The following is a 26,648-nucleotide window of genomic DNA, read 5'->3' as shown; positions in this document are numbered from 1 at the left end:
AGATAGAAAGGGCACTTTCAGCCTATGTAATCATATTAATGTGACTGCTGCGTTATCCCACTCAACCAATTAATAAAGCAAAAGTTAAATATGAAAGACTGGAATAAAAATATAACGAAAACATCTTAATATGGAAATATCTGTGTCAACGGGATCTTTAGTTATTGAATATCTGGTTCTAAATAGGTTCTACATTCAACGGGAAGGGAAACCAAATATCTATATGTTTTTTATAAATACCATTACGTGGCAAACAACAATCTGCATATTTTTTTAAAGAATCTCCACATGGACAAATATTTTCTGGCGATAATACTCCATCATGTTCTTTCGCCTTAAATCTCCAGGTCGTAATATTGAAAATTTGATGTGGGGATTGTATGTATTTGACAACACTAATTAAAGTTGAATAGTTATAATGATCACCATCATTGGAGAAAAAAACACTACATTTGTTAACGGGATTACTAACTATGTCATAAGTAATTAATTCAAAATCGATCACTTCATCAAAGCAAAGAACTCCATTATAAAGTTTATTTTTAACATGACCACAATCATTAATAAAACTACGGGTTGTATTACATACTGAACATTTCACTTCTTTTATTATTTCACGAGAACTACCGAAGATTTTATATGGGAATAACGCCTGCCAATTACATACCATTCTCGCTAAGAAGTTAACACCATAGAAATTAACCTCAGGCAGAAACTCATTATTTTCTTTAATATGTATTAAATCTATTTCTATCCTTTCAAGTTCTACCCATGCTTCATAAAAATCACCTCTTGTAAGTAAATTAATGACTTGAATATATTTTAAATGGGCTAGTAAAATTGTTTTGTATAAAAACAATCTGTTTGATTCATTATTCAAGCTCAAGGATTGAGCTTTTTTTAACTCAGCATTAAGATAATCAAGAATAGCACTATCTTCTTGAGTAATACACATCCAACGCTTTAACTTTTCGTGAATATTCATAATATCTATATAGATTTTTATTTGATTTTGTTAATTACTTTTAAAACATCGTCTACTTTTCCAGAAACAGTGTATTTCACATGTTTTCCTGATTTATTTTTTTTAATTATAGAGACTTTAACGTCTATATCTCTAGTTCCAAAGTTATCAATTTTTTTCTGAATATAATTTGAAACAAGATTTACTAAAAAAGGTATCATTACTGATGTGGCAAAGAAAGTGCCTAACGCTAACGTTATACTGTTTAATTGCAGGTACGAAACACCATTAGAATCTCCGTACACTTTAACATTAGAATGTGATTGCTTGGTGAACTGGAAAAAATCCAGTGCATTACCTCCAGTAATTTTTGAACTATCAAAAACGATCGCAATCTCATCATCTTGAGGTTCATATGAAGAAATGATTTTTACCTCTTCATCTTCATCACTCATTTCACTCAAAGTAATGGGGTTCATTCTCAACTCCTTGTTTTATATTTTTACATTCAAATTTTACTATACGACTGGTTAATTGCTCCTGTCCAACACACACCAGAGTTCATATGCTTAGCATACAAGGGACCAATGCCAGTAGCGACAGGCTAGTGTGTCAAAAAACCACATGAAGATCAATCTCCTGCGGAAAATTTGGCCGCAATTAGTTTCATTGTCCTTTCCATGCCTTGATAAACTGTCGCATCTGTAATGTTTAACCTTGCGAGTTCCTTAAGTATTCTAGCTTTGTTTCTGATCACTATTTTTTCTACTTTAAACTCTTGCATAGCATCATCAGGGTTTGAAACTAAATCGGGATAAACAGCATTATTCCCAAATAATAAGAATGCACCTGACTGTGATGACATCCTTTCATTATTATTTCTTCCTTTAACGAAAATTAACCTTTCCAAATCTGATGGTATAATTACATCTTTAAAATAAGGTTTTTCATCTTTAATGTAATGTATGAGTTTTTGACAAGCTTCAGTTTTATTGAAAGCCTCCTTGTCCATTTTACAATCCAGCTGATCTTTCAGTGTTTGACTTAGCATTGATATATTTGATATGCAACTTACTGTATCAGAGTCAAAGAATTTTATACGATCCCTTTTTGTTTTGAAAATAATAACATGTCCATCAACCTCATTTGTATTTTCATTATTACTAATGTCGCAACAAGCGAAATACAGAGCGATTAGTGGATTTGATGTTATATCCAACAAACGAGTTGGTAGTCCGTAGTGTTGCATCCTTACTAACTTGTCTAGCATTGTTTTATCATCAACAAACTCAGTTGGCCTTGCTGTTAGGGCTTCACGGACTAAATTTGATTCACTGTGCAAATGCTTGAAGTTACCTTTTTTGTTTTTCCTGAAAACTGATGGAGCCAACTCGTAAGATACATCAGAATGTCCACGATAAAATATTTCTGCATCTTCTTCATGATCTTGTTCTAAAACACGCGCCATGAAACTTTGAACATTATCTATTATTGGGTAGTTATCAACTTCATCAGGAAGTGCTTCAGTAGGAGGAAGTGGTGTACTTCTTGTCGTTATATTTAGAAGTGCTAATGTTTGATTTAAATCACGTGCTTTTATTCCCCAGTGAGTCCGTTTCAGCCCATATGCACCTAATTCTAAAGCTGTTTGATATAACTCTTTGTTTATCACTACGACATCATCTTGTGAGTGAGTGATTCTGAAATCAAACTCAACATTTTTGTTAACTGTTCGTAGATTTGAAATTACACCAAGTCGCAAAGTAATGTATTCAACATTGTCTCGGGAATAAAGTTCTGACATAAAAAGCGTAGGTAATTTCTCAATATAAGATAATGCTTTATCATTCAAAGGCGTTAACTTCAACCGGATGTCATCAGAGGTGCCTTCTAACATACGTGATATAGGAAAATCACAACTCCCACTAACCCGTTCATACATGGGCCAATGTTCAAAATAGTCAGGTTCTCCGCCCATAATTAGATTAAACATTAAAACTAAATCCTTATATTTTACTTAATGAATTATTTACAATCCAATCAATTGCGCCAGAGGTGCGAATCCAAGGCTTTATATTATGATTCACATAATAAATGGCTTCATCCATTCCACCTAACGTGATATATCCACTGTTAGACTTGATCTGTAATCTGCACTTCGATAACAAGCCGGGGATGTGTCTATTAGAATCAATCGCAGCTTTAGCGATATCATCGGCATCCGGGGATGACTGTCGGTAGGCGAGTAGGGCGCGTGTATACTGAAAAAACGAACGCATATCCCCAGGATAATCGTCCAGTAGCAAGGCCAGATCATCCACCATTTCAAGCTCAAGGTAATAGTTCGCTAATAAATGACGAATCCCCTGGTTATCGTTCGGGTTGAGCTTCAGCATTTCGCGGCTATGAGCCATAGCCGGATAAAAATTACCAGACTCCCATAAGGCCTCAGCCAAAGCTGCTTTTGCTCTCATATATGGACGTGTTTCGACAAATCCCCAGAAACGTCCTGCGAACTCCTGAAAATCCTCGCCAAGTGCAATGCTGGCTGCGTACAAAGCAGTCTCCAGCTTCCCGATTTTTGACTCAGGAGGTTCTTGAGATATCTCGCAGTAGAATGAGTATGCGTCAGCACAGAGCGGGGATTTCTTGATAGCTTTTCTGATGAGTTTCAGCACAACTTCCAGGTCATCATTTTCCCAGGCATCGAACATGAACTCCTGAGCCGCAACCAGATCTAGATGTAATTGCTCAGAGCTGACAGCAGTTTTATACAAATCAACGCGCTTTGTAGTCGGGAATTTAATCATCTCAAGTATCCTTTTGGGGACTCACTGTTCCGGTACTTTGCAGCACTGATGGTCGATTCTATCGCTTTGAACTTGCCACAAACAAGCTCGGGTCTGCCAGAACGGGATTGATAGCCCGGAGCTGTTCCTGGATGCGCACCTGAGCCTTACGGCTGGGCGATTTTTTGCTTCGTTCCCGTTTGCCTTCGCTTTCCCGCTCATCCTGTTTTACCTGAGCCAGTCGGAGTACAGTCCCGAGACGTTTGTTATCAACAATCTGCCCCTGGTCGACACAGGCCAGCTTATCAAATGCCTGGCACTTAAGGCTCCGGTGCCCATAGAGGAAGGCGAGGGTGCCATCGGGATAATCCAGTACTTTAATTTTTTCACCGGCAAGACGGCTATTTTCTTCTGTGGTGTCCATGAGATAAAGGATCTTATCGTACTGGAAGGTCAGTGATTTCGACACGGTACGAACATCATGCCAGGCAAAGATGTCTCTTAATTCATCGGGGCTTTCCTGCACCGGACGATGCAAATCTTTGGGGAACTTAGCCGGTCGTGAAAACCGGCTGTTAAAGTCAGCGATGAAAGTGGCAAGCCAGGCATTTGCGGCCTCAATGCCGGTTATACCTTCCAGACGCATTTCTTTGATCAGCCGATCCTGAAGTGTCTGATTCGCACGTTCCACGCGGCCTTTAGCTTCAGAGCTGTTGGCACAAATAAGCTCGATTGCCAGGTCATAAAGCACACGTCCGAACTGGGTAACGGTGGTATTGCGTTTCTCCGGACCACTGACGCGAAATATTGCGTGTTTGTCACTGTACAGCGATACCGGCTTCCCATGCTGCTCGATGTATTCCCGGGTTGCCAGCATGTAGTCAAAGGCTGTTTCTGACTCGCTGAACCGCAAATGCATCAGACGCCCGGTGGCATCATCGATAAAGACCAGCAGGCAGCATTTTGGCGCACGGCCTTCAAACCAGTCATGGTGGGAGCCGTCGATCTGGATAAGTTCACCCAGACAATCACGCCGATGTCGGGGTTGATAAACCCGTGACTTACGGCGAGCATGCGGGACCCAGAGTCCGTCAGACGTCATCCAGTTGCGGACGGTCTCGATTGAAAGCCGGATATTATGGCGCTCTCTGAGTTTTTCTGCGGCCAGTGTGGGCCCAAAGTCACTGTAGTTTTCACGTATCAGCGTGAGTACTCGTAGTTTGAGAGATTCGGTCAACCGGCGGTTGCTGGGCTGGCCGCGTTTGCGGCTGACAAGTCCTTCAGCACCAGAAACTCGGTAACGATTGATAAGTCGTTGCGCCTGACGTTCTGAAATGCCAAGCTGTGATGCTGCATCACGACGGCGTAGACGCTTTTCACAAACTGCCTGTATCACCGGTAGGCGGTGGATCTCTTTATCTGACATGGTCACCAACATGCGTTGAGTCCCTTAGAATTGCATTCAGTTTAGCTTACTCTAAGGTGACGTTTCTATCTGGATAAAAAGTGACATTACTAAATGGTTCTAACAACGTTAGTGCGCATAATGTATATTATGTTAAATTGAATTTGAACTGTACCAGGCTTCTAATCCCATGGACCAGTTCAGTCTTCACCCCTTCTGCTTTCTCTGTCGAATAACCAATCATGAAGGTCTGAGCATCAAAGTTCGCTCCTGCAGTTGAAATGCTTTGAGCACAAGCACTCTGTATGCAAATGCTATACAGAGTGCAATCTCAACGGTTTAACGCTGACAAAACACCGACGGCGAACGGCTGGTATAGAACTGCCATGTACTGCTGTTGAGTCGCAATATGCTGAAATAAAATGGTTCTTTGGGTTTAAGGAAAAAATCTGGCAACGTTCTCGCTAACAATGGATGAATGTTAGTGCCACCGGAACTTGAAGCGACATTTCCGGACTCCATAAAGTAATCATCATCCTTGCGGGTAAAGGTAAACCAGACATTTTGATTTACCGCCAGCTTTTCACCGTTATTATCAGTGATTTTTCCGCGTAAAATCGCCACCCCATTGCTGCCATTAAAAACATATCTGACTGAAATATCACCACGAATATCTGGATACTCCATTACTAATTCTCCGGAGCAATCAAAATGTGACCGCTGCCAGTTTTGTAACGTCATCGTGACAGCAATTGTTAACGCTACTGCTAAGATGATGCCAACACACCATTTTATATTACGTCCCCACATGTCTGGACTCCGCGAAATAATAATGGGTCACACAATCATTATCCTGCCAGCGGCTAAATTGCTTTCGACAAGTTAATGCGGAGATCCGCGGGAAATTAGGATACAGCGTGAGATAAACCCAGGGATAGCTTTGACAATCCAGCGTACTTGTTTTGATAAACTGCTGGTGCTGATCAAATTTAAGCACATCCTGATTGGCGTACCAGTGGCATCCCTCCCCTACGCCTAAAGACACATAACGACTGAGTCTGGGATCAAACTGTGTCTCCCAGGTCACTATTGCGGCTATAACGCAGCACACAACACCCGCCAGAATCCAGCACAGTGAGCGCATACGCAGTGATTTTGTCACTGTATTTATCGACGTTACCGATGGCGTGACAGAGAGCTCGCTAAGCGGTTCTTCAATCTTCTGTTCCAGCACTTCCAGTTGTGGCTCCAGGCGGATCCCGACTTTCGGTACGGTTACGATAAGTTCTTCATTCAGGCTAAGTTCTTTAAACGCGCGACGAAGCAAGGAAATATTCTGATAGAACGTATTATTGGTGACCTGCGCACCGTTAATATACCAGACATGCTCAAAGAAATAATCACGTTCAATAACCTGCCCCTGTTGTTGAATTAATAATAGTAAACAACGGGTTGCCGGATTGCTTAATGTTATACGTTTGGTCTCATCCGATTTCGCGTAGAGTACGTTCCGCTCTGGCCAGAATACAACGGTACTGTTAAGCAAAAACACGTGTGCCATTATGTTCCCTGAATATGGATTTTTGTCAATTTAGCTAGAGCGAGCACTGCCAGCGTTAATTTACGACAGTTGAAAATCCCCAACGATTTCCTTCATCGTTAATCACAGTAAAGTTTATCTTATTATTCAGCATTTCAGGAGGTGCTGACTTAAAAATTACCTGCCGGGAACGCGGTGAAACCACTATTCCAGTTATGGAATAGTCTCCTGAAGCTACATTAGCCAGAGATATGTTCCAGGAACTCTGATTAACAGCGTAAATCCCCCCGTTTTCATGGTGAAAACTCAGAAGATTGATGCTTTTTTCAGTCAACACGCCTGTGTTTTTCGGTCTCCATAGGACTTTTAGCTGATTTCTTAACGTTAAGCGCACTTTTTCACCAGTTGAGCTATTTTTCAACTCCGCTGGAACCTGGTACACGTTGAGCCAGAATAACGACTCATAATCGTTGGCAAGCCCCGCCCCAGTCGTCATCACCTTTATCTCGCGTTGTTCACCGGGGAGAATTTTTAGCACCGGGGGAAGCACGATAAAAGGCGAACTGGCCTGTGATGGCCCTTTCTCTGGCGTGCCGTCATCTACCCAACTTTGAACCACCACGGGATAATTACCATCGTTGACTAACATCACCGAGCGTTGAGTCTCTCCGTGGTTGAAAATGACCCGAGTAGTACTGATGTTAACCGCCGCATGTAGGCCAAATGCCAGCATCCAGAGGCTACTGAATACGCAATAAAACTTGTACATGTGACTGGTAGCACCCCGCCGTTAACGTATCTGCACCAAAACTTGCCAGACGAGCTTCGAAGCTTTCGCTGTAGTAATTGATGCCATCCTGGCTGCCATTTTGCTGCGTATTGCTGCCAATGACTGGCATCCAGCCGCCTTCGCTACCGCTGCCGACAGTTGATACCGCCATAAAATTCACCGGATTACCCGCACGGTAAACACGCACGCCAACGCCGCGAGCCCGCCCGGGAGCGCCATATTGCGTATCTAATAGCCAGGTTACGGTTTTACCAGTAATCAAATTAAAACCCCAGGCGCTGTTGACGCTGCTTTCCGGTGCAAGCAGCCCCATTGCGACATTGCTCTTCCCGGTCGCCACACCGGAAACCACCGTTGATTCGCAGGCAAATCCTATCTGGAAGGGCGCTGATGAATACTCCCCCTGCTTGAGCTGGGCCACGGAAATTGGCGGCAGATGCACAACGGGCGTAAAATCGGTAACCTGACACATTGCTGCACGTTTGACGAAGATCCCGTTATTGTACAGGCTAATCACTGACGGCCAGTCATTCGCCCAGCCAGCCCAGTTTCCTCCACGGTGCGGCTGACCTATCTTGATACCCCACGAAGTTGTACCAGGCCCACGAAAAACCACGTAAGCATTGGGATTCACATAACTATTGTAAGTAGCAGACTGCGCCTGGTTGGCGTAGTAGCGTGTATCCAGCGTTTTAATCAACTCGGCACTTATCGTCGAGAAGTTCTTGGCCTTAATCAGGAAGTTGCCATTGGTGTCAAGATCCAGGTTTTCCAGTGGGCGTTGCTGCCAGCTGTCGGTAAAGACGCTGCCTGTCGCATCGTGCGTCAAGCGTAATACGACGTTTTTCATGATGGTCAGATACGCGCCAGGTACATCCGTTGCTTCATACCAGCCAGCCACGGTGTCATCGCCGTTAGTTGACCAGGCTTCATAGAGTTGCCCGGCGGTGTCCGGTGTACAACGGAAAAATACCTGCTCAGGATCGTAACCGCCGCCTTTATGAGCATAAGTGGTAAAAGGGATCCCGCCGCTGGAGGTCAGGATCGTCCCTGCCGGCTGAAAACTGCTATTACTGGTGATATCGACAGACTTACTCAATCCCGGCAATAGCCCGTTCCAGGCATCGTTGCCGCCGCCGGAGCGCCAGTCATTGGCAATGCCGTCCGTACTTGCACTAAGCCTGTGCGTACCTTGTGCGCCACTACTTCCTGATTTATATGGATAAATAATGTATTCACAGGCGGCCTGTATCTGACAAGAAAACAGCGCCAGAACCAGAAAAAATAGTCTCATGAGCGCCCTTTTGTTACGCAAGCTACCGTTAATGCAATTAACGGTTCTGTACGTTGTTGTTGGTTAAGTTTCCACGGCAACGAACAATCACTGCTTTCCAGCATCAATAGTCCCTCTTCTTCTTCAACGCGGGCATATACCTGGTTCGCCTGGGCAACCATCCCGACTACACGACCTCGACCGTCGGTCACAGCCGCTCCCATCGGTAACGTCACGTCACTCTTCACAGTGATGAGTAACGGATAGCCAGAGAGCGTTGCAAAACGCAGTTTTACTGCGGCCCCCGCCATTGGCGCAATGCGCCGTTGACTCTCCTGAAGCTCTGCGTTGGAGTTCATTCCACTACCGTCGAGAGTCACGTTGTTAAAGCGATAAGGTGTCAATGAGGGGACCAGCGCATAACCCCCGCTGTTGACGGTTGCACCCTGTCCGCCCCCGACTCTGGCTCCCGCAGCGCCTGGCGCTTCCACTAGGGCAAATGTGTCGCCAACCCACGGGCCGGCAACAATGCCATGGCGATGTACAACGAGCGCCCCGCGTACCCCTGCAGACCATTGCTGATAGTTTTGTGACTGTGAGACGCTGCCGTTTAGCGTGCCGAAAGCCGTATTTTTTTGCAGTGAACCACCCCAGTCGGTCACGCTGTTTGACTCACCTTGCCCCTGTTGCCAGCCAGTGGACAGCGCGTAATTAAGGGTTTCATCCTGATCAAGCGCACCAGACAATGCCAACTGCGCATTGCGCCCAGCCTGTTGAGCCTGACTCGCCGACAGCGCCAGCGTATGCTCACGTTCACCTATACCCAAAGGCATTGAGACGGTAAGCGTTGCCATGTTTTCTTTTTGCACTTGTGAACGGTCGCCGTTACGCCACCAGGTGTCCTGTCGGCTGAATGACATACCTAACGTCATTCGTCCAAAGGTGGTGTTATACCCAGCCTGCAACTGAGTGCTGCTGCCACGGTCACTGTAGTAATCCATCATTGATCCCGACAGCCATAGGTTTCCGTAGCTGCTCAATGTTTGGTTCACAGTAACGGTAAACTGGTTTTTTTGACGCAGCGTATCCGAGCGCCATTGCGCATTGCTTCCGCTGACGCTTCGCTCACCCAGAACGTCACCGTAGTCACGATACCCTTCTGTGGAATAGCGATAACCCGCCAGCGCGACGTGAGTTCCTGTCGGAGTGAACGTTTTGCTCCAGTTGGTTTGCAGCCGCCAGCCACTCATGGTTTGAGAAGCAATCCGGGCCCGCGAACCGGTAACATCGACACCAAAAGCGCCCATCGACGTTGCCAGAACGCCTCCCATCAGCAGTGCCTGGTAGTCGTCGCCGATCCGCAAAGCGCCATTAGCGGTCAGGAGATTCGTCATCCCGCGCTCCAGTGTGAAATCGGTAAACAGACCATCGGCGGCGCTGTAATCCCGGGTCTTACCTGCCACCAGACCGTAGCGCCAGACGCCGGGACGCAGTGATAAAGGTACGCTGGCATATGGCACGGTATAGCTACTCTTTTTGTTATCGGCGCCGGTGATTTCAACTTGTAAATCACCGTCCCAGGCTGTATTCGGCAAATCATCAAGTACAAAAGGGCCTTGTGGTACGCTGGTTTCGTAAAGCGTTCGACCATTCTGCTTGACCACAACGCGTGAAGGTGTAGATGCCGTACCACGAATTTCTGGGGCGTAGCCGCGTCGCGACTGTGGCCACATTCGTTGATCGGTTTCCAGTTTGACACCTGTAAACGCCATACTGCCAAGCAGATTTCCCGAGGTGTAGCTTTCGCCTACCGTCAGTAAACTTTCCAGAGATGCGACAGGGTGTTGAAGCCAGGTTTGCAGCGCATCCCAGCGTTGGCTTTCTCGATCGCCATCGCGCCGCCAGTTGGCAGACGACTGTTGGCGAAATTGCCAACTCCCCATGTTGAATCCGCTGCTCAGTCCCAGCCAACCGTAATCACTTTGCTGACCGTTATTTTTATTGTGATAGGCGTGCAGATTGTAGTTACTGAACAACACGCTCTCGCCGCTTTGCCACTGCGACGGCGGTACATAATCCATGGGGGTACGTTTTAATGCCGCTTGAGGAACGCTGAGATTCAGACGCAATAAGCTCTGGTCAAAATCCCAGCGTCCACCGCTGATCCGAGCTTCAGGGGCGAAGCAATCCTGCGCTTGTTCCGACGCTGCTGTTACGCCCTGTTCATCCCAGAATTTCGCCGGAAGACAGGGTTCGGTACGCCCTGCTGTATTCTGGCGAAACAACACATCATCCCGCCCTACATACCGTCCATTGAGCCAGATATCCACGCTATAACGTCCCGCGACCACCGCATCCGGATCGTTGAGCATTGCCAGGCTTTTTTCGTAACCACTCCCAAGCAACAATGTTTCGTCAAAGGTGTAATTGCTGGCAAAAACAGGCATCGCAGCGGGCAAAAAAAGCCACCACCAGCGTGGATTAGTTTCGGACATTGTCCTGTTTCTCCAATGCCACGCGCCCGCTTAATGAGGCTCCCTGATCGTTAATCCAGCGCATTTGCGCGTCGTTCAATTGCGGAATTTTTGCAGGCCACGACATTGTCGCCCACGGTGCGATCGTTTCGCTCTGAATGCGCTGTTTTTTTCCCGCACCGCTGACGTCAAGTGACGAGAGCGCAAGATAGAAACCACTGTTATTGCGTAAATGCAGCTTGCCATTCTGCAGCCAAACCCGGCTGGTGTTCGCCATTTCCAGCGGCGAACCCACCAGCCCTTTGGGTCTGACCAATACTTTTACGCGACTACGTACCAGCACCAGAAGCTGGTTATCGTTTTGCGCATCCTTATTTATGGGCGGGATCTGAATGAAGTTAAACCACCATAGCGATTCCCTGTCCTGTGCAACGGGTTTGCCGATGTAACGCAGCCGCACAGTTTGCCCCGCGTGGGCCGCCATCCGAAAGACCGGTGGCGTGGTGACAAAAGGAGCGGCCGCAGTTTGTGGTACTGATTGTGCATCGCCATCATCAAGCCAAACCTGAACGACACCAGGAACGTCGCCGCGATTAGTTAATTGCACACTGACTTCCCGGCTGTCTACCGGATAGATTATCCGGTTGCCAGTCATCACTATGCTTGCCTGCACGCAGAAGCACATCATCATTCCAGCTAAACCAATAGCCAATCCTTTCATCACGCAGATCTCGCTTACAAATAGGAAATGGCGTATTGCACAGTGCCGACAACTGTCCAGGCGGTTGCCCCACCGTTCGGGCTAAAATACTGCACGGCAAAGTCGTGCTCACCGGACGTATTTCCGGCCGCAACGGTGATTCCTGTAACTGGAGTTCCAGTACGCAAATCAATCGGCGTAGTGCCCGCGCTATCGGTCAGCAGTTGTAATTCAACATTTTGCGCTGTACCCGTATTAGCCAGGTTTCCACGCTCGGTCATATTATTTGCAACGAAGACGGTTTTAATATCCAACGCATTAGAATCAACAGTACAACCAGTAACGCCGAGGGTGAATGTTGTCAGGCCTGCTGAAGATGCTGCTGCCGCGAGATCGCTTTTCGCAACAGACGGCAGTAATACTACCGGTCGTGCATTTACACCGTTAACTGTGACTTCGCAAGTTTGTTCGGTCACTTCGCCTTTAAAGGTGATGGTATTTGCTGAATCAGCATACGCTATCTGCGCAAACAATAACGCAAGGCCACCAGCTGCAAATATGTAACTGGTATGAGGATTATTGATTTTCATATTGTCTGTCCTTAATTAATAAATACATCGGTATCGTAATAAATAATTCAATAGTCCCTCTCCGCTGAGAGCGGAGTATTTATTGAGGGATACAGCGACGCCAGTAATGTCTTATGACTCCGTAGGATTAACCCTACGATGATTGCTAGTTTAAGAATAATCCCAGAGATTAAAACCTTTGTTTTCTCAAATCATATCAAGTCAATCTTAAGTAAGAAAAATAAACCATAAAATCTTTATATATTATTGTTTTTATTGAGTTAATGTGAGTATGGTGTGATTAAGAAAATTTTTCTTAAATGCGTGAAAGCAGATGAATTCACAGATTTTCCTCTTCCCCTACGTACCTAAAGCAACATTTCTGGCTTGACTGAAGAATTTTTTGTCCCTTCTCTCTAATGATTTTGTCGTGGCAGGTATCTATGATTACATCATCACTAACGAAACATTTCAGGACCTAACATGAAAATTAACACCGATGATTTCCCGCGCGTCAGAATGGATTATTCAATAGCGTCAGATGCGTCTTCAAATGACATTCTGATTGCAATTTCAAAACTTTTACAAAAAAAACAGCCTTTTGTTTTTATCTGTAGCGGATTACCGACTGAAAGCAATAAAGAAAATGATGATGTTAATGAACGCCGCAAGATTACTACCTGGATGAAGGACAATAAATCTGCTATTGGCCAACTGATTAAAGGCCATATTCATATCATTCCAGAGACTACTAAGCGCACAGAACTGGAAAGCTTTTCAGTAACCTTCGAAAGATTCTGGGGGTATCCTATGTTTATTGTTGCCACTGAAAACGAGGCCAGAGAGAAAGCTAACGCCCTTCTCTGCTAAGGAATACTGATGTTTATATTTAAGGTTGAGCCAACGTACGTGGAAGAGTTAGTGCAGCCAGTCGTGGTAATTGGTCTCGGTATGGTGACGGAACAATGGGAATTGCCGTTTCACAGTCATAACAAAGCTGAACTTTTATTTGCTGATACCGGGCTTATCACCTTAGAAACTGAACATGATTTGTGGATCGTCCCGCCTCAGGGGGCCGTATGGATACCTGGCGGACTCAGGCATCGGGCAAAATGTAGCGGAAACCCTCGTGGATTTGTGGTGTTCATAGAGCCTGGTACGGTGGAGAATTTACCTGAAACATGCTGCACAATGTCGGTGTCCCCCTTTCTGCGCGCCTTGCTTGAGCGAACTGCCGCGCTGCCGCAAAATTATTCGCATGAGAGCGCGGCATCGCGTCTGATAGCCGTTCTGTTAGATGAGATCATTGCAGCGCCGTTGGAATGGCTTCATCTTCCTATGCCAACTGACACACGCTTGCTGGCGCTGGCAAATACTATGCTGTCATTACCCTCTGAGCGGATAACGCTTGCGCAATGGGCTTGTCGGTTGAATATGAGCGAAAGGAACTTATCCCGGCTTTTTGCCAAAGAAACGGGATTTAGTATAAATCGCTGGCGCCGTCAGATGCACATTGTGAAAGCATTGCCATTACTGGCGCAAGGGCTATCGATACAGGTGATCGCGGATCAACTGGGTTATGAAAGCTCCGGAGCTTTTGTCACAATGTTTCGTAAAGCAACCGGCACACCTCCTCGTCGATTTATGGCTGAAAGGATGGCTGATATTCATTCACCTTTAAATATTCCTGCAGGTGGTTTTTACGAATACTAACGATGATTATCTGTATTTATACATGATAACCACCCCCTTCATTTTACATTGCTGAATATAAACCCAGCACACATATTATCTATTGCAATAAAAACTCCTCGTTTTAAGTAATGTGAGTTTTTATTGTTATGGTTATTTTTATAAGTCAGGAGGAAAAATGGAGTTGCACAAGAAAGTTATTCGTGGTGGTATTTATATTACAATGGATGCGAATATTGGTGATATTAAGAATGGAGCTGTATTGCTTGAGGGGAATATCATCAAAGAAATTAGCCACTCTGAACATGCTTTTGATCATCATCAGGATGCTGAGTTTATAGACGCACATGGCGCTATCGTTATGCCGGGCATGGTTGATGCACATCGATATAACTGGATGTCGCTTTTCCGTGGTGTTTCTACAGAAGAGTCATTACCTGCCTTTTTAATCAATACATTCTACGCGTTTGGAGGGGTATTTACTGCCTCAAATATGTATGCGGCAGTATTGTCAGGAAATATCAATGCTATTAACGCAGGTACCACAACAGTCTATGAAATTAACGATTGTGTGAATACGCCTGACCATGCTTTTAATGCTATTCAGGGGATGAAGGACAGCGGAATTCGTGGCATCTATGCCTATGGTATGCAGGTCTATAACTTTGAACCGTCCGGTTTTAAATCTCAGGAAGATCGTCTCGACATGGCCAGGCACCTATCCTGTACGCAATTCAACAGACAGGATCGTCTTGGCATGGGGATGTTGATTTCCGACCTCGGCACAGTCCCGTTTGCTCATTCGGCCCAGCAAATCAGGCTCACTGATGAGTTGGGAATCAAATGTGTTTCTCATACTGGCGCAGCCAAAACCTCAATTCTGTTACGCGGTTTGAGAGAGTTGGATGATCATGGTTTATTACGCCCCGGCCATCTGCACGCTCACAGTAATGGTTTAACAGGCGAGGACTGGAAACTGATTGCCCAAACCGGCGGATACGTGGTCAGTACGCCATCAAGCGAACTGCAAATGGGCATGGGTTTTTTACCATACCGGGCATGCGTTGAACATGATATCCCCTTCGGTCTTGGCACGGATCTCACGGGCGTTACAACTGATGATCTGTTTACACAAATGAATATTGCACTCCAAATTGAACGTGCTCTGGCGAATGACCAAATTCACCAGCGTGACAGTATGCCTTTTGAGATCACCCCGACCGTTCGTGATGCGCTTTACTGGGCAACGATGGGGGGCGCAAAAGTGATGGGGCTTGCTGATGAGATTGGCTCGCTGAGCGTCGGTAAGAAGGCAGATCTAATTATCATTCGCCATAGGGAAGGTTTTGTTCCGATGATGAATTATGCTGGCGGTGTCGTACAAATGACCCACAGCAACGATGTTGATACTGTCATTGCCGATGGCGTTATTCGTAAACGTCACGGAAAACTATGTGGTTACGACCTGGCAAAAGTTGAAACGCTTGCACAAAGCGCATTTGATAGCCTTGCCAAAAAATCGAAATCTTTTAATACGCTGGCGGCCAGTGATATTGAGAAATTTTTCCGACTGGCTGAGCGTAAAGCATCGTATCATTTCGCACAGGCTTACAGTAAAGAGTATTTTGATCGTACATTGAATTAATAATTCATCCTGCTTTCACGCCATTCGTGTATTCGGATGGCGTTATTTTATATCTATTGATGACTTTCTGAATAAATGTGAAAACAATGAAATTAAGAAGACCAGAAAAAGAAGTGCACTCACCAGTACTGATGTTGAGTACCCTGATGCTTGGCGTATTTACAGGATTATTCAGTGAAACAGCGCTAAACATGGCATTAACCCAATTGATGCATGAATTTTCCGTGGTTGCAGGCGTTGCACAATGGTTGGTTACAGGGTATTTATTGACGCTGGCCGTATTCATGCCGGCGTCAATCATATTGATGAAGTGGTTCAGTACCCGGTCATTAATCATCATTGCGATTTCACTCTCTTTTCTGGGGTGCCTGATTTCAGGTGTCTCAGAAAACATGATGATGTTAATGACCGGGCGTATTGTTCAGGCTATTGGCACCGCGATACTGCTACCCGTGCTGATGAGCGCGGCCTTACTTATTTTTCCGTTGCATCATTGTGGAAAAGTAATGGGAGTAGTCGGTGTTTCTATTACTCTGGCGCCCGCGTTAGGACCAACAATATCAGGATTAATTATTACCGTGCTGAACTGGCGGGCGATATTTTTTATAGGTGCTTCAATGTATATCGCAGCATTACTACTGGCCATTGTTGCAGCAGAAAATGTTGGGGATATTACACATCCGCGCATTGATGTGATATCGCTATTATTATCATCCATCGGGTTTGGCGGCATAATCTGCGGGTTGGCTGCGTTGTCTGAAAATCCTGCGTCATCAGTCCACTTCTGGGGCGTTTTCCTGATGGGAATTCTGTGCCTTATCGCATTGTTCTGGCGACAAACCAGAATTCTTTATCCATTGATCAACACAAAAATATTCTCATGCCCGATATTTACAGTCGGCTCGCTTATCATGATGATGAGCATAATGAGCGTACTTGCCACCGCGATTATATTGCCCATCTATTTTATTGATGTCCTGGTAATGCAACCTGCTATGGCCGGTCTGATTTTGCTGCCGGGTAACATCGTGAATGTTCTCTTTTCCCCGCTGATTGGTGCCCTCTATAACCGCTATGCGATGAGACCTTTTATTGTCCTTGGTTCTCTGTGCCTCGCATTGAGTGCAACGATATTCCTTATAATTACTCATGGATTCGCAGAAAAATGGGCGATTGCCTCCGCATTTATGCTGTTATGCTTTGGTGTAACCTGCATTATCATGCCGGTACAAACAGCGGCTTTGAGTTCTTTGCCTAAATCTTTATATTCTGATGGTACATCTGTCTGGAATACGTTGTATCAAATCTCCGGTGCCGCCGGAGCCTCGATCGCAATCAGCCTGATGTCATCTTTTACCGCAAGAGCGATGAATGGGAAAGCCAGTACACCTGAGATTTTCGCCTTATCATCAGGAATTCATTCGGTGTTTTATTTTATTTTATTCCTGGGGCTCGCTTCATTAGTTGTATCATTCTGGTTACGAGAGCCACAACAAGGAACCTCACCCGATACGTTAATCAACTGATATTGTTACTGTTTTTATTAAAACAAAATGACATCTTTAGAAATGTAAAGAAATGAAAATACAATCTTATTCATAGAAAAGTATGAGTGAAGTCGGCAAAGGAAAAACCATAGTTATGATCATAACAAAAATGTAATACGAGGTTAAAAAAACGACGCCTGTGACCTTGAGAAGACTCAGTCTTCTCAAAACCGCGTGCCCTTAATATGTACGCGGTCCCACTCCGGGTCGTAAAATCGAATAAATAAGGTCTGACTCTTATTTTAACTAAGTAATACACTGGAGAACAACGCTAACCCGGTTGTGGATATCTTCAATATTTTAAAACATGGAGTCAAAACATGTAATAACCATCAGGTATCTTATACGACTCATTCTTCTGTCTGCTTTTGTAAGCAGAAGAAAAGAGTGGTGATAGCCAATACAAGTAAAGATAGGGGTAATGACTTATGGCCTCACAATATGACTTTACTGTCACCCTCCACGATCTTGCTTTTATTCTTAAGCAGATCAAAATATCCGAAGCGGCAACTAACCCAGACGGGAGCGTTAATGCTGAAATGCTTCGGGAATTAGTCTCCAGCCCACTCTTGCCCTATGGACTTCGCACGGTAGATGGTTCATGGAATAACCTTTTACCAGGTCAGGAATTATACGGCTCTGCCGATCAGACAATGCCGAGATTAACCGCATTAAACTGGCAGGATGCGGATCAAATGACCAGCTATATCCAGATTGGCGGTACGGTCATTGATGCCGACCCACGAATAATTAGCAATTTAATTTCAGACCAGACGGCCTCAAACCCGGCCGCGCTGGAGGCTTTTAACGCATTAAAAGATGCGCCCGGCGGCGGGACTGTTACTGGGGATGGCAGCTTATCCATCCCCAATCAGTCTCCCGATATTGGGCTCTCCCCTGCGTTTAACGGCTGGATGACCTTCTTTGGCCAGTTTTTCGACCATGGTCTGGATCTGATTCCGAAAGGAGGCAACGGTATCGTTTTCATTCCGCTCCAGCCCGATGACCCTTTATATGTTGAAGGGTCGTCGACAAACTTTATGTTATTAACCCGGGCAACGGTGGATGAAAACCGAGAGACAGTAAACCTGACGACCCCCTTCATCGACCAAAACCAAACCTACACCTCCCATCCTTCACATCAAATTTTCATCCGCGAATACGTCATTATTGATGGGAAACCTGAGCCTACCGGGAATTTATTGGGTGGTGCAAACGGTGGACTGGCGACCTGGGCTGACGTTAAAAACCAGGCTGAAACCCTGCTTGGCATTAAACTCACCGATCAGGACGTGTTTAATGTTCCCCTGCTGGCAACGGATCGCTACGGTAATTTGATTTTAAGTGAAAACGGAAAGGTACAGATTGTTACCACCGGGGGGCTGGTTGAAGCCAACGGAGGCCTGTTACCCGCGGAGACGTTCCGCACCGGTCATGCGTTTCTGGATGACATCGCTCATACTGCCGTGCCAAAAGCTGGTCTGCTGGCAGATGATGACAGCGCCATCGGCGGAGAAGGACCGCAACCGGCAGGAACCTATGATAACGAACTGCTCGATCGCCACTTCATCACCGGTGACGGGCGCGGGAACGAAAATATAGGTTTAACCGCGGTGCACGCCGTTTTTCACAGCGAGCATAACCGCCTGGTTGAGCAGTATAAAACCACTCTGCTGGAAACCGGCGATATCGACCTCATTAACCAGTGGTTGATGCCCAACCACCAAATCACGGAATTACCTGCCGATACCAATACTCTGGTATGGAACGGTGAGTACTTATTCCAGGCAGGCCGCTTCTCCACGGAAATGCAATATCAGCACCTCGTATTCGAGGAGTTTGCCCGTACCGTACAACCTGCCGTCGATCCGTTTGTCTTCTCCAACACGGCGGATATCAACCCGCTGATCTTTGCAGAGTTTGCGCATGTTGTTTACCGTTTTGGGCATTCAATGCTGACAGAAACCGTGGCGCGTACCGACATTGATATGCAAAGCGGTGATATTGACCTGATTTCAGCATTCCTGAATCCGGTAGCATTTAATCAAATCAACGGGGCCACCGTTACGGACGATCAGGCTATTGGCGCAATCGTGCGTGGTATGACGCGTCAGGTGGGTAATGAAATTGATGAATTTATTACCGATGCTCTGCGTAATAATCTCATCGGCCTGCCCCTGGATTTAGGCGCGCTTAATATAGCCCGCGGTCGTGACACCGCAATGCCGACGCTGAACCAGGCCCGCGAGCAGTTTTTTGCTTTAAGCGGCGATAGCCAACTGAAGCCTTATACCAGTTGGGCTGACTTCACTACCTACCTGAAAAATCCCGCTTCAATCATTAACTTTATGGCCGCCTATGGTCAGCACGAACTGATCCTCAACGCTACCAGCCTTGAAGGTAAGCGCGCAGCGGTTAATTTCCTGTTGTTTGGTGATGCAAACAATTCCCCGCCTGCGGATGCGATGGATTTCTTTAACAGTACCGGAGCGTGGGCAACCAAAGAGACCGGTCTGAATATGGTCGATTTCTGGATTGGCGGGCTGGCTGAGCGCAAAAATGAATTTGGCGGCATGCTCGGCTCAACCTTCAACTTCGTCTTTGAAACACAAATGGAAATGCTTCAGGACGGTGATCGTTTCTACTATCTGAGCCGCGTTCAGGGGCTGAACTTACTCAATGAACTGGAGGCCAATTCGTTTTCCGCGCTGGTAATGCGTAACAGCGATCTTGGTGATGAGGGTTCCTCCCACCTGCCCGCTAATCTGTTCCAGACACCGGACCATATTTTTGAAGTGAACCGCGTGCTGCAAACGGAAATCGACCCGAAATGGGGTAATCCGCTGAAGGATCTGCTCTCGCCGTTGTTAGTGCGTCGCGACCCAGGGGTGGATGTTGACGGCGATAGTTTTGCCGATGGTGGGTATCTGAAATATACCGGCGATGGGCATGTGGTGCTTGGTGGGACGGCAGGCAACGATACGTTAATCGGCGGTAAAGGGATTGACAGCCTGTGGGGTGATGGCGGAGATGACCGACTGGACGGCGGTGACGAAGCCGATGTGGTCCATGGCGGTGACGGTGATGACATTATTACCGATACCGGAACGCCTGTTGGTGATGCGGACTTCCTGCATGGCGATGCCGGACATGACGTTATCTTCTCCGGTAACGGAAACGATCTGGTCTTTGGTGGCAGCGGCAGCGACTTCGTGGTGGTCGGCGAAGATGCGCAGGAGGTCTTCTCGGGTCAGGATAACGACTTTGCGCTTGGCGGCTCGGGTGGTGATTTCCTGATGGGCAACGAAGGCGATGACTGGCTGGAAGGCGGCGACGGGTTTGACACGCTGGCGGGGGACAACTCTGAGTTGTTCTTCAACAGTACCATTATCGGTCACGATGTCCTCAACGGTCAGGGTAACGACACCGACTACGATGGCGAAGCCGGTGACGACATCATGGTTCAGGGTGCGGGGATCCAGCGCAATAATGGCATGGCCGGTTTCGACTGGGCTATCCATAAAGGCGACCCAAATGGCGCTAACTCTGACCTTGGGATCCCTATTTTCGTCAACCAGCAGGAGTTTATTCTACGCGACCGTTTTGATCTTGTTGAAGGGCTGTCGGGCTGGAAACACGACGATATCCTGACCGGAACAGAACAGCCGGTAGGTACTGCGCCTGTTCAGGGCGTTCCCCTCTCTAACAACCTGACCCAGGAAGGTGCGGACCGGATCAACGGTCTACAGGCTATTCTCGGTGTAGAGCGTTCTACAAATCCGGACGCGGTGCTACTGAATCCTGATGATGGTAGCGATATTTTACTCGGCGGTGGTGGTAGCGACCGCATCATGGGTAAAGCTGGTAACGATATCATTGATGGTGATGCGTGGCTCAACGTCCGTATTGCCGTTACGGGTATGGCGGGACTCACCAGCGCCGAAGGTATGGCCGAACTGAAATCGTACATGCTGGCCGGCACGCTGAAACCGAATCAATTGTCGATTGTGCGCGAAATTCTGCATGAAGGTAACGGCACGGAAACTGACGTCGCGGTGTACCGTGATGTCAGCAGCAACTATGTCTTTACCCGTATGGCGGACGGTAGCCTGCGCGTCGATCACGCTACGCCGGATGCCGCGCTGAACCTGAATGATGGCATCGATCGTCTGTTGAACATCGAAAAACTGGAGTTTGGCGATGGGAAGCAGCTGTGGGTGACGGGGCAACAAGCGACGGGCGATCTGACCATCAGCAATCCTAATCCTTCGGTGGGTGACCTGCTGCGCGTCAACGTGGCGAACTTGCTGGATGGTAACGGGCTGGCGGCGGATGTGGTCATCACTATGACCTGGCAGGCATTCGTCAACGGCCAATGGCGAGATCAGGCAACAGGCGTTGAGTTCAGAGTGCCTGGCGCTATTCAGGGCGCACCGTTGCGTGTGGTCGCCAGTTTTAACGACCGCATGGGTGACGCTGAAACCCTGGTGTCGGCACAAACTCAGGCAATCCTCCCGCGCAATCAGGCCACGACCGGTGTGCCAGTAATTAACGACCTCACCCCAACTGAAAGCCTGACGCTGACCGCGGTGGTTTCAGGTATTGCTGACGCTGATGGTCTGAGCGGCGGTAATTTCACTTATCAATGGAGAATGAGTTCGCCAACCGGATTCGTCAACATTAACGGTGCGACATCCGCTACCTATACGCCGGGCCAGGCTATGGTCGGCAGAACGTTGCAGGTGGTCGTTACCGTCGTCGACGATGAAGGCAACCCCCCTGTTGTCCTGACGTCGACCACCACCCAGCCTGTAGGCGATCTGATTGTTGGTACCAACGGGGCTAACACCCTCGTCGGTACTGCCTGGAGCGATATCCTGCGCGGTGAAGGCGGTAATGACACCTTACTTGGCGGTGCAGGTGACGATCTGCTCATCGGCGGTGCTGGAAACGACAATCTCTCTGGTCAGGCGGGACAAGATATTCTGCAAGGTGATGCCGGTAACGACACGCTTGATGGCGGGCTTGGTGCCGACAGTATGACCGGCGGCGCGGGCGATGATACCTACATCGTTGATGATTTCGGTGATGTGGTTATCGAAGGTGTGAATGGCGGCACGGACGTTGTCCGAACCAGCCTCAGCAGCTACGACCTCACCGATAACGTGGAAGAACTGGTATTTACCGGCAACGGCAGTTTTATTGGTACCGGTAATGCCATTGCAAATACCATTACGGGCGGTTCTGGTAACGACTATCTGTTTGGTATGGGCGGTAACGACCAGTTGTTTGGTGGTATCGGGAATGACTTCCTCGATGGCGGAGATGGCGTTGATAACCTGCAAGGTGGTGTTGGCAACGATGTCATGATTGGCGGTGCGGGCGCGGATACCCTCTCCGGCGGTAGTGGGGACGATATTCTCAATGGTCAGGAAGGTAACGACATTCTGGACGGTGGTACCGGGAGCGACATCTTCGCCTTTGGGGCCAACTTTGGGCAGGACCGAATTACCGGTTTTGACAGTAACCCCAACGGCGGGCAGGACTTCCTTGATCTCGTCTTGTTAGGTATCAATGCGGGTAATTTTGCCAGCAACGTGTCTATCACCGGAAACAATGGCAACACCATTGTGACTATCGGTACAGACACCATCACATTGGTGGGCGTCAATTCGACCACCGTGAATATTGGTGACTTTTATCTGGAAATGCCCACTACCCTTGCCAGCAACAATGGCAATAGTTCATTGATCGTATAAGGAGAAGACTATGTCGCGCCAGCATACGCCAACAGAACTGAATGATGCATTAAAGGGAACGAAACCCACTTTTCTGATGCTGTTGTTTTTTAGTTGTGTGATTAATATGCTTATGCTGGCGCCGGCAATTTATATGCTACAGGTTTACGATCGTGTGCTGGTCAGTAAAAATACCACCACGCTGTTAATGTTAACCTTATTGATTGTCGGCTTGTACATCGTTATTGCCATGATTGAATCTGCCCGCGCGCAGGTTATGGTCAGGCTTGGCAACAGGTTGGATATAAAGCTAAGTCAGTTGGTCTTTAACGCAGCCTTTAAAAGAAAGATGGTTACCGGTGATAACAACCCGGCGCAATCTTTAGCCGAACTGGATCAGATCCGTCAGTTTCTTTCCGGGAATAGTCTGTTCGCCTTACTGGATATTCCCTGGACGCCGATATATCTTTTCATCGCCTTTTTGGTCCATCCCCTGCTGGGATATCTTTCTCTCGGCGGAATAACATTATTATTTATTCTGACGCTGGTATCTGAAATCTCTACCAAGCGCCCGATTCAGCAAGCGCACGCCTTAACCATTAACAATGCCAGCAAACTGAATAAACAGCTGCAAAACGCCGATGCCATTGAAGCGATGGGGATGCTTTCGACCCTGAAGTCCAACTGGCAGGAGCAACATAACAAAGTGCTGGCGCTACAAACACAGATTGCCGACAAAACGGCCGGGTTAAGCAGTCTCAGCCGCTTTGTGCGGGTATTGCTGCAGTCGATTGCGCTGGGCGCCGGGGCTTTACTGGTGATCGGCGGCCATATTACCCCGGGCTTGATGATTGCCGCCTCGATCATTCTTGGCCGCGACCTCAACCCGGTAGAGCAAGTCATTGGCAGCTGGAAGCAGTTCGTGCAGTTTCGTAGCGCGTGGCATCAGCTCTCAACCTTGCTGAAGGAGTATCCGGCGCCGAAAGAGGTACTGACCCTGCCGCGTCCGAATGGCAACATCAGCGTCGAAAGCGTCTTCGCTGCAGCCCCCGGCCAGCCTTCCCCGCTACTGCGTAATATCTCATTCCAGCTGGAGCAAGGTGAAGTGCTGGGGATTATCGGTCCTTCAGCCTCAGGAAAAACCTCGCTGGCAAAGGTTCTGGTTGGTGTCTGGAAACCGTTATCAGGGAAAGTCAGATTAGATGGCGCAGATATATGCCAGTGGGATAAAGCGCTGCTGGGCCCGTCTATTGGCTATCTGCCGCAGGATGTGGAACTGTTTGACGGTACCATCGCACAAAACATTGCCCGCTTCGCGCAGAATGACAGTGAGCTTATCGTCGCCGCCGCATTACTGGCAGGCGTTCATGAGATGATCCTGCGCTTGCCGCAAGGTTATGACACTCTGCTGGGCGCAGGTGGATACCAGCTCTCCGGTGGGCAGCGGCAGCGCATCGGGCTGGCGCGCGCCGTGTATAACAATCCTGCGTTTATCGTGCTTGATGAACCGAATGCCAATCTTGACGACGCGGGCGAATTTGCACTCGTTAAAGCCATCAATGCCCTGCGTACCCAGGGACAAACCACAGTCATTATCTCACACCGCCCGACGCTGCTCGGCGTGGTCAATAAGGTTTTGTTGCTTAACGATGGCGTTATACAGGAGTTTGGTACCCGCGATCAGGTTTTTGCCCATTTACGTCAGGCCAACGTACTGAAACCGGTGGCTACGCCTTCTCCATCCACGACTGAACAGCAACGTAAGGCTTGATGATGAAAAAGAATCCCCACAACACGGCCTCTGCTGGCGTAGATACCAATATCTGGTCACCGATTATCCGGGGCGTGATCGTCATTGTGCTTGGTGTCGGTAGTTTTATCCTCTGGGCAGTGCAAGCTCCGTTAGATGCGGGCGTGGTCGCCGATGGTACGGTAACCGTATCGAGTAACCGCAAAACCATTCAGCATCTGAGCGGCGGTCGGGTAACCGATATCTTTATCAAAGAAGGCGACTTCGTGAAGAAAAATCAGGTCCTCGTCCGGTTGGATAAAATGCAGCTTGAAATGCGTTTCAGCGCGTTGAATGCCCAGTATATTTCTGCAAAAAGTATCGAAGATCGCCTGTTAGCAGAACGCGATGACCTGGATGTGATCCGCTTTAATACTACGCTGACGCAGCAATTCTCTGGCAATAAACGGCTATCAGAAGTCAGAAATCTGCAGGCTAAACTTTTCGATACCCGTCGCAAAACGATACAGGATGAACTGTCGATGATTCAGGAGACGCTTGATGGTCTGGTTGGACAGACGGATAATCTCAATAAAATAAAAGGCTATCGCGACCACCAGTTTTCTCTGATTAACCGGGAGTTAGGGGCTATTCGGGCGCTGAGCGAAAAAAACTATTACCCCAAAGCACAATTACTGGTGCTGGAGCGCGAGGCAGCAGAAATATCTGGCAGCGTTTCAGAAGATATTCTTAACATTGCCAAACTGAAATCGCAGCAGAACGAATTAAAAATTAAAGCCTACCAGGTGCGTCATCAATATTTACGTGAAGTTGAGTCTGAACTGACGGAAAACCAAAAAGAAGTGGCAATGCTGGAGGATGAATTGGTATCAACGCGTCATGAGCTGGATAACACCGAGATCCGCTCACCGATTAACGGTATTGTGCTGGATGTTAAAGTCAGTACCGTGGGCGGCGTCATTCAGCCTGGAGAACATTTGATGGATATCGTCGCCGCCGGACAACCGATGCAAATTGATGCCAAAATACCCGTACATGCCATTGATAAACTGGTCCCCGGTTTAACCGTTGATGTGCTGTTCCCTGCCCTTAACCATGCGCTGTTACCTTCGGTTCCGGCCCAGGTTCTGACTATCTCTGCGGACCGTTTAATTGATGAAGCCACTCAGCAGCCTTACTACCTTGCGGAAGTACAGGTTTCAGCAGAGGGCGCGCGTTTGCTGGGCGATTACAAAATTAAAGCGGGTATGCCCGCCAGCGTGACGATCAAGACCGGTGAACGAACCCTGATGAGTTATCTGTTTAAACCGTTGATTGCCCGTCTGGAACTGGCTTTTAAAGAGTATTGATCCATCCATTGCCGGTATGACGTACGGCTTGTCGCGCCATACCGCTTTCTGCCGTTGCTGGCAGCTTTGCTTTCTTGTAACCTTCTTCCCGTCTCACTACTGACAAAATCTGGAACCACTGAACTGGACTTCATATGAATGCTCATAATTCTAAAGACCCTTTACATGGCGTGACGCTAGAAATGCAGGTCAATGCCCTGGTTGAACGTTATGGTTGGGCTGAGCTGGCGCAACGCATTAATATCAACTGCTTTAAAAATGAACCGAGCGTTAAATCCAGTTTGAAGTTTCTGCGCCGTACTCCGTGGGCACGGGCAGAAGTAGAAGCACTGTACCTGGACTCTCTACATGACCAGGCCTCAAATAACACTCCCGAACCGGCCTTCGATCCCTGGGCTAACAGCCGCAATAAGAAGAAATAAG

The 26,648-nt window shown here is 47.4% G+C and carries 20 protein-coding genes; 8 read left to right on the top strand and 12 right to left on the bottom strand.

All coding sequences use genetic code 11. The features are described from left to right. Positions 1 to 178: 178 nt before the first annotated feature. The 12 genes from SK33_RS12410 to SK33_RS12355 all read right to left on the bottom strand — a co-directional run bounded on the left by SK33_RS12410 (position 179) and on the right by SK33_RS12355 (position 12,525). Positions 179 to 985 carry a hypothetical protein gene (locus SK33_RS12410; RefSeq protein WP_016239971.1) on the bottom strand — a complete coding sequence of 269 codons (807 nt, stop codon included), beginning with the start codon at positions 983 to 985 and terminating at the stop codon, positions 179 to 181. 17 nt (positions 986 to 1,002) lie between these two features. Further along, a complete protein-coding gene (locus tag SK33_RS12405) occupies positions 1,003 to 1,443 on the bottom strand; it encodes a hypothetical protein (protein ID WP_016239970.1) in 441 nt (146 codons plus the stop codon). Between the two features lie 152 nt (positions 1,444 to 1,595). After that, complete coding sequence (locus SK33_RS12400) at positions 1,596 to 2,957, bottom strand: FRG domain-containing protein (RefSeq protein WP_000482601.1); 1,362 nt, start codon at positions 2,955 to 2,957, stop codon at positions 1,596 to 1,598. A gap of 13 nt (positions 2,958 to 2,970) precedes the next feature. Further along, positions 2,971 to 3,774: a hypothetical protein gene (locus tag SK33_RS12395; protein WP_000589340.1), complete on the bottom strand. Its 804-nt coding sequence runs from the start codon at positions 3,772 to 3,774 to the stop codon at positions 2,971 to 2,973. 58 nt (positions 3,775 to 3,832) lie between these two features. Further along, entirely contained in the window at positions 3,833 to 5,179 is a 1,347-nt protein-coding gene (locus tag SK33_RS12390) for an ISNCY-like element ISLad2 family transposase (protein WP_076611902.1), read from the bottom strand. Positions 5,180 to 5,497: 318 nt separating this feature from the next. Beyond that, positions 5,498 to 5,968, bottom strand: a complete 471-nt coding sequence (locus SK33_RS12385) for a hypothetical protein (RefSeq protein WP_016150237.1) — start codon at positions 5,966 to 5,968, stop codon at positions 5,498 to 5,500. Then, a complete protein-coding gene (locus SK33_RS12380) occupies positions 5,955 to 6,719 on the bottom strand; it encodes a winged helix-turn-helix domain-containing protein (RefSeq protein ID WP_048217705.1) in 765 nt (254 codons plus the stop codon). The genes SK33_RS12385 and SK33_RS12380 overlap by 14 nt, the downstream gene beginning before the upstream one ends. A 55-nt stretch (positions 6,720 to 6,774) precedes the next feature. Beyond that, entirely contained in the window at positions 6,775 to 7,431 is a 657-nt protein-coding gene (locus SK33_RS12375) for a fimbrial biogenesis chaperone (protein WP_032949285.1), read from the bottom strand. Positions 7,432 to 7,438: 7 nt separating this feature from the next. Next, positions 7,439 to 8,782 (bottom strand): fimbrial protein, encoded by a 1,344-nt coding sequence (locus SK33_RS12370; protein ID WP_048217706.1) that lies wholly within the window; start codon positions 8,780 to 8,782, stop codon positions 7,439 to 7,441. Then, a complete protein-coding gene (locus tag SK33_RS12365; RefSeq protein ID WP_048217708.1) occupies positions 8,779 to 11,256 on the bottom strand; it encodes a fimbria/pilus outer membrane usher protein in 2,478 nt (825 codons plus the stop codon). The genes SK33_RS12370 and SK33_RS12365 overlap by 4 nt, the downstream gene beginning before the upstream one ends. Continuing rightward, entirely contained in the window at positions 11,243 to 11,956 is a 714-nt protein-coding gene (locus SK33_RS12360) for a fimbrial biogenesis chaperone (RefSeq protein WP_247751727.1), read from the bottom strand. The genes SK33_RS12365 and SK33_RS12360 overlap by 14 nt, the downstream gene beginning before the upstream one ends. Before the next feature lie 14 nt (positions 11,957 to 11,970). Further along, entirely contained in the window at positions 11,971 to 12,525 is a 555-nt protein-coding gene (locus tag SK33_RS12355; RefSeq protein WP_075262460.1) for a fimbrial protein, read from the bottom strand. A gap of 462 nt (positions 12,526 to 12,987) precedes the next feature. On the opposite strand from SK33_RS12355, the gene SK33_RS12350 reads away from it, so the two are divergent. The 8 genes from SK33_RS12350 to SK33_RS12315 all read left to right on the top strand — a co-directional run bounded on the left by SK33_RS12350 (position 12,988) and on the right by SK33_RS12315 (position 26,647). Next, positions 12,988 to 13,374: a hypothetical protein gene (locus SK33_RS12350; RefSeq protein ID WP_053065178.1), complete on the top strand. Its 387-nt coding sequence runs from the start codon at positions 12,988 to 12,990 to the stop codon at positions 13,372 to 13,374. A gap of 9 nt (positions 13,375 to 13,383) precedes the next feature. Beyond that, complete coding sequence (locus tag SK33_RS12345; RefSeq protein WP_003019952.1) at positions 13,384 to 14,217, top strand: AraC family transcriptional regulator; 834 nt, start codon at positions 13,384 to 13,386, stop codon at positions 14,215 to 14,217. Between the two features lie 157 nt (positions 14,218 to 14,374). Next, positions 14,375 to 15,841, top strand: coding sequence for an amidohydrolase family protein (locus SK33_RS12340; RefSeq protein WP_048217711.1), 1,467 nt, complete (start codon positions 14,375 to 14,377; stop codon positions 15,839 to 15,841). 86 nt (positions 15,842 to 15,927) lie between these two features. After that, a complete protein-coding gene (locus tag SK33_RS12335) occupies positions 15,928 to 17,367 on the top strand; it encodes a DHA2 family efflux MFS transporter permease subunit (RefSeq protein WP_247751725.1) in 1,440 nt (479 codons plus the stop codon). A gap of 449 nt (positions 17,368 to 17,816) precedes the next feature. Beyond that, complete coding sequence (locus tag SK33_RS12330; protein WP_048217712.1) at positions 17,817 to 23,147, top strand: peroxidase family protein; 5,331 nt, start codon at positions 17,817 to 17,819, stop codon at positions 23,145 to 23,147. Positions 23,148 to 23,157: 10 nt separating this feature from the next. Continuing rightward, positions 23,158 to 24,897, top strand: a complete 1,740-nt coding sequence (locus tag SK33_RS12325; protein ID WP_048217713.1) for a type I secretion system permease/ATPase — start codon at positions 23,158 to 23,160, stop codon at positions 24,895 to 24,897. Continuing rightward, entirely contained in the window at positions 24,897 to 26,225 is a 1,329-nt protein-coding gene (locus SK33_RS12320) for an HlyD family type I secretion periplasmic adaptor subunit (RefSeq protein WP_170926215.1), read from the top strand. The genes SK33_RS12325 and SK33_RS12320 overlap by 1 nt, the downstream gene beginning before the upstream one ends. A 134-nt stretch (positions 26,226 to 26,359) precedes the next feature. After that, positions 26,360 to 26,647: a VF530 family DNA-binding protein gene (locus tag SK33_RS12315; protein WP_003019974.1), complete on the top strand. Its 288-nt coding sequence runs from the start codon at positions 26,360 to 26,362 to the stop codon at positions 26,645 to 26,647. The last annotated feature ends 1 nt before the right edge of the window (position 26,648 follow it).

This window comes from Citrobacter sp. MGH103, from assembly GCF_001034475.2.
Classification (GTDB): Bacteria; Pseudomonadota; Gammaproteobacteria; order Enterobacterales; family Enterobacteriaceae; genus Citrobacter; species Citrobacter freundii.
This window is presented reverse-complemented; position numbering and strand designations above follow the sequence as displayed.

What these genes read in the sequence shown, in the direction of transcription:
- SK33_RS12315 (WP_003019974.1), top strand. Translation starts at nt 26,360, where the DNA reads ATGAATGCTCATAATTCTAAAGACCCTTTACATGGCGTGACGCTAGAA.
- SK33_RS12375 (WP_032949285.1), bottom strand. Translation starts at nt 7,431, where the DNA reads ATGCTGGCATTTGGCCTACATGCGGCGGTTAACATCAGTACTACTCGG.
- SK33_RS12385 (WP_016150237.1), bottom strand. Translation starts at nt 5,968, where the DNA reads ATGTGGGGACGTAATATAAAATGGTGTGTTGGCATCATCTTAGCAGTA.
- SK33_RS12340 (WP_048217711.1), top strand. Translation starts at nt 14,375, where the DNA reads ATGGAGTTGCACAAGAAAGTTATTCGTGGTGGTATTTATATTACAATG.
- SK33_RS12355 (WP_075262460.1), bottom strand. Translation starts at nt 12,525, where the DNA reads ATGAAAATCAATAATCCTCATACCAGTTACATATTTGCAGCTGGTGGC.
- SK33_RS12365 (WP_048217708.1), bottom strand. Translation starts at nt 11,256, where the DNA reads ATGTCCGAAACTAATCCACGCTGGTGGTGGCTTTTTTTGCCCGCTGCG.
- SK33_RS12370 (WP_048217706.1), bottom strand. Translation starts at nt 8,782, where the DNA reads ATGAGACTATTTTTTCTGGTTCTGGCGCTGTTTTCTTGTCAGATACAG.
- SK33_RS12395 (WP_000589340.1), bottom strand. Translation starts at nt 3,774, where the DNA reads ATGATTAAATTCCCGACTACAAAGCGCGTTGATTTGTATAAAACTGCT.
- SK33_RS12360 (WP_247751727.1), bottom strand. Translation starts at nt 11,956, where the DNA reads ATGAAAGGATTGGCTATTGGTTTAGCTGGAATGATGATGTGCTTCTGC.
- SK33_RS12380 (WP_048217705.1), bottom strand. Translation starts at nt 6,719, where the DNA reads ATGGCACACGTGTTTTTGCTTAACAGTACCGTTGTATTCTGGCCAGAG.
- SK33_RS12400 (WP_000482601.1), bottom strand. Translation starts at nt 2,957, where the DNA reads ATGTTTAATCTAATTATGGGCGGAGAACCTGACTATTTTGAACATTGG.
- SK33_RS12345 (WP_003019952.1), top strand. Translation starts at nt 13,384, where the DNA reads ATGTTTATATTTAAGGTTGAGCCAACGTACGTGGAAGAGTTAGTGCAG.
- SK33_RS12325 (WP_048217713.1), top strand. Translation starts at nt 23,158, where the DNA reads ATGTCGCGCCAGCATACGCCAACAGAACTGAATGATGCATTAAAGGGA.
- SK33_RS12335 (WP_247751725.1), top strand. Translation starts at nt 15,928, where the DNA reads ATGAAATTAAGAAGACCAGAAAAAGAAGTGCACTCACCAGTACTGATG.
- SK33_RS12405 (WP_016239970.1), bottom strand. Translation starts at nt 1,443, where the DNA reads ATGAACCCCATTACTTTGAGTGAAATGAGTGATGAAGATGAAGAGGTA.
- SK33_RS12350 (WP_053065178.1), top strand. Translation starts at nt 12,988, where the DNA reads ATGAAAATTAACACCGATGATTTCCCGCGCGTCAGAATGGATTATTCA.
- SK33_RS12320 (WP_170926215.1), top strand. Translation starts at nt 24,897, where the DNA reads ATGATGAAAAAGAATCCCCACAACACGGCCTCTGCTGGCGTAGATACC.
- SK33_RS12390 (WP_076611902.1), bottom strand. Translation starts at nt 5,179, where the DNA reads ATGTCAGATAAAGAGATCCACCGCCTACCGGTGATACAGGCAGTTTGT.
- SK33_RS12410 (WP_016239971.1), bottom strand. Translation starts at nt 985, where the DNA reads ATGAATATTCACGAAAAGTTAAAGCGTTGGATGTGTATTACTCAAGAA.
- SK33_RS12330 (WP_048217712.1), top strand. Translation starts at nt 17,817, where the DNA reads ATGGCCTCACAATATGACTTTACTGTCACCCTCCACGATCTTGCTTTT.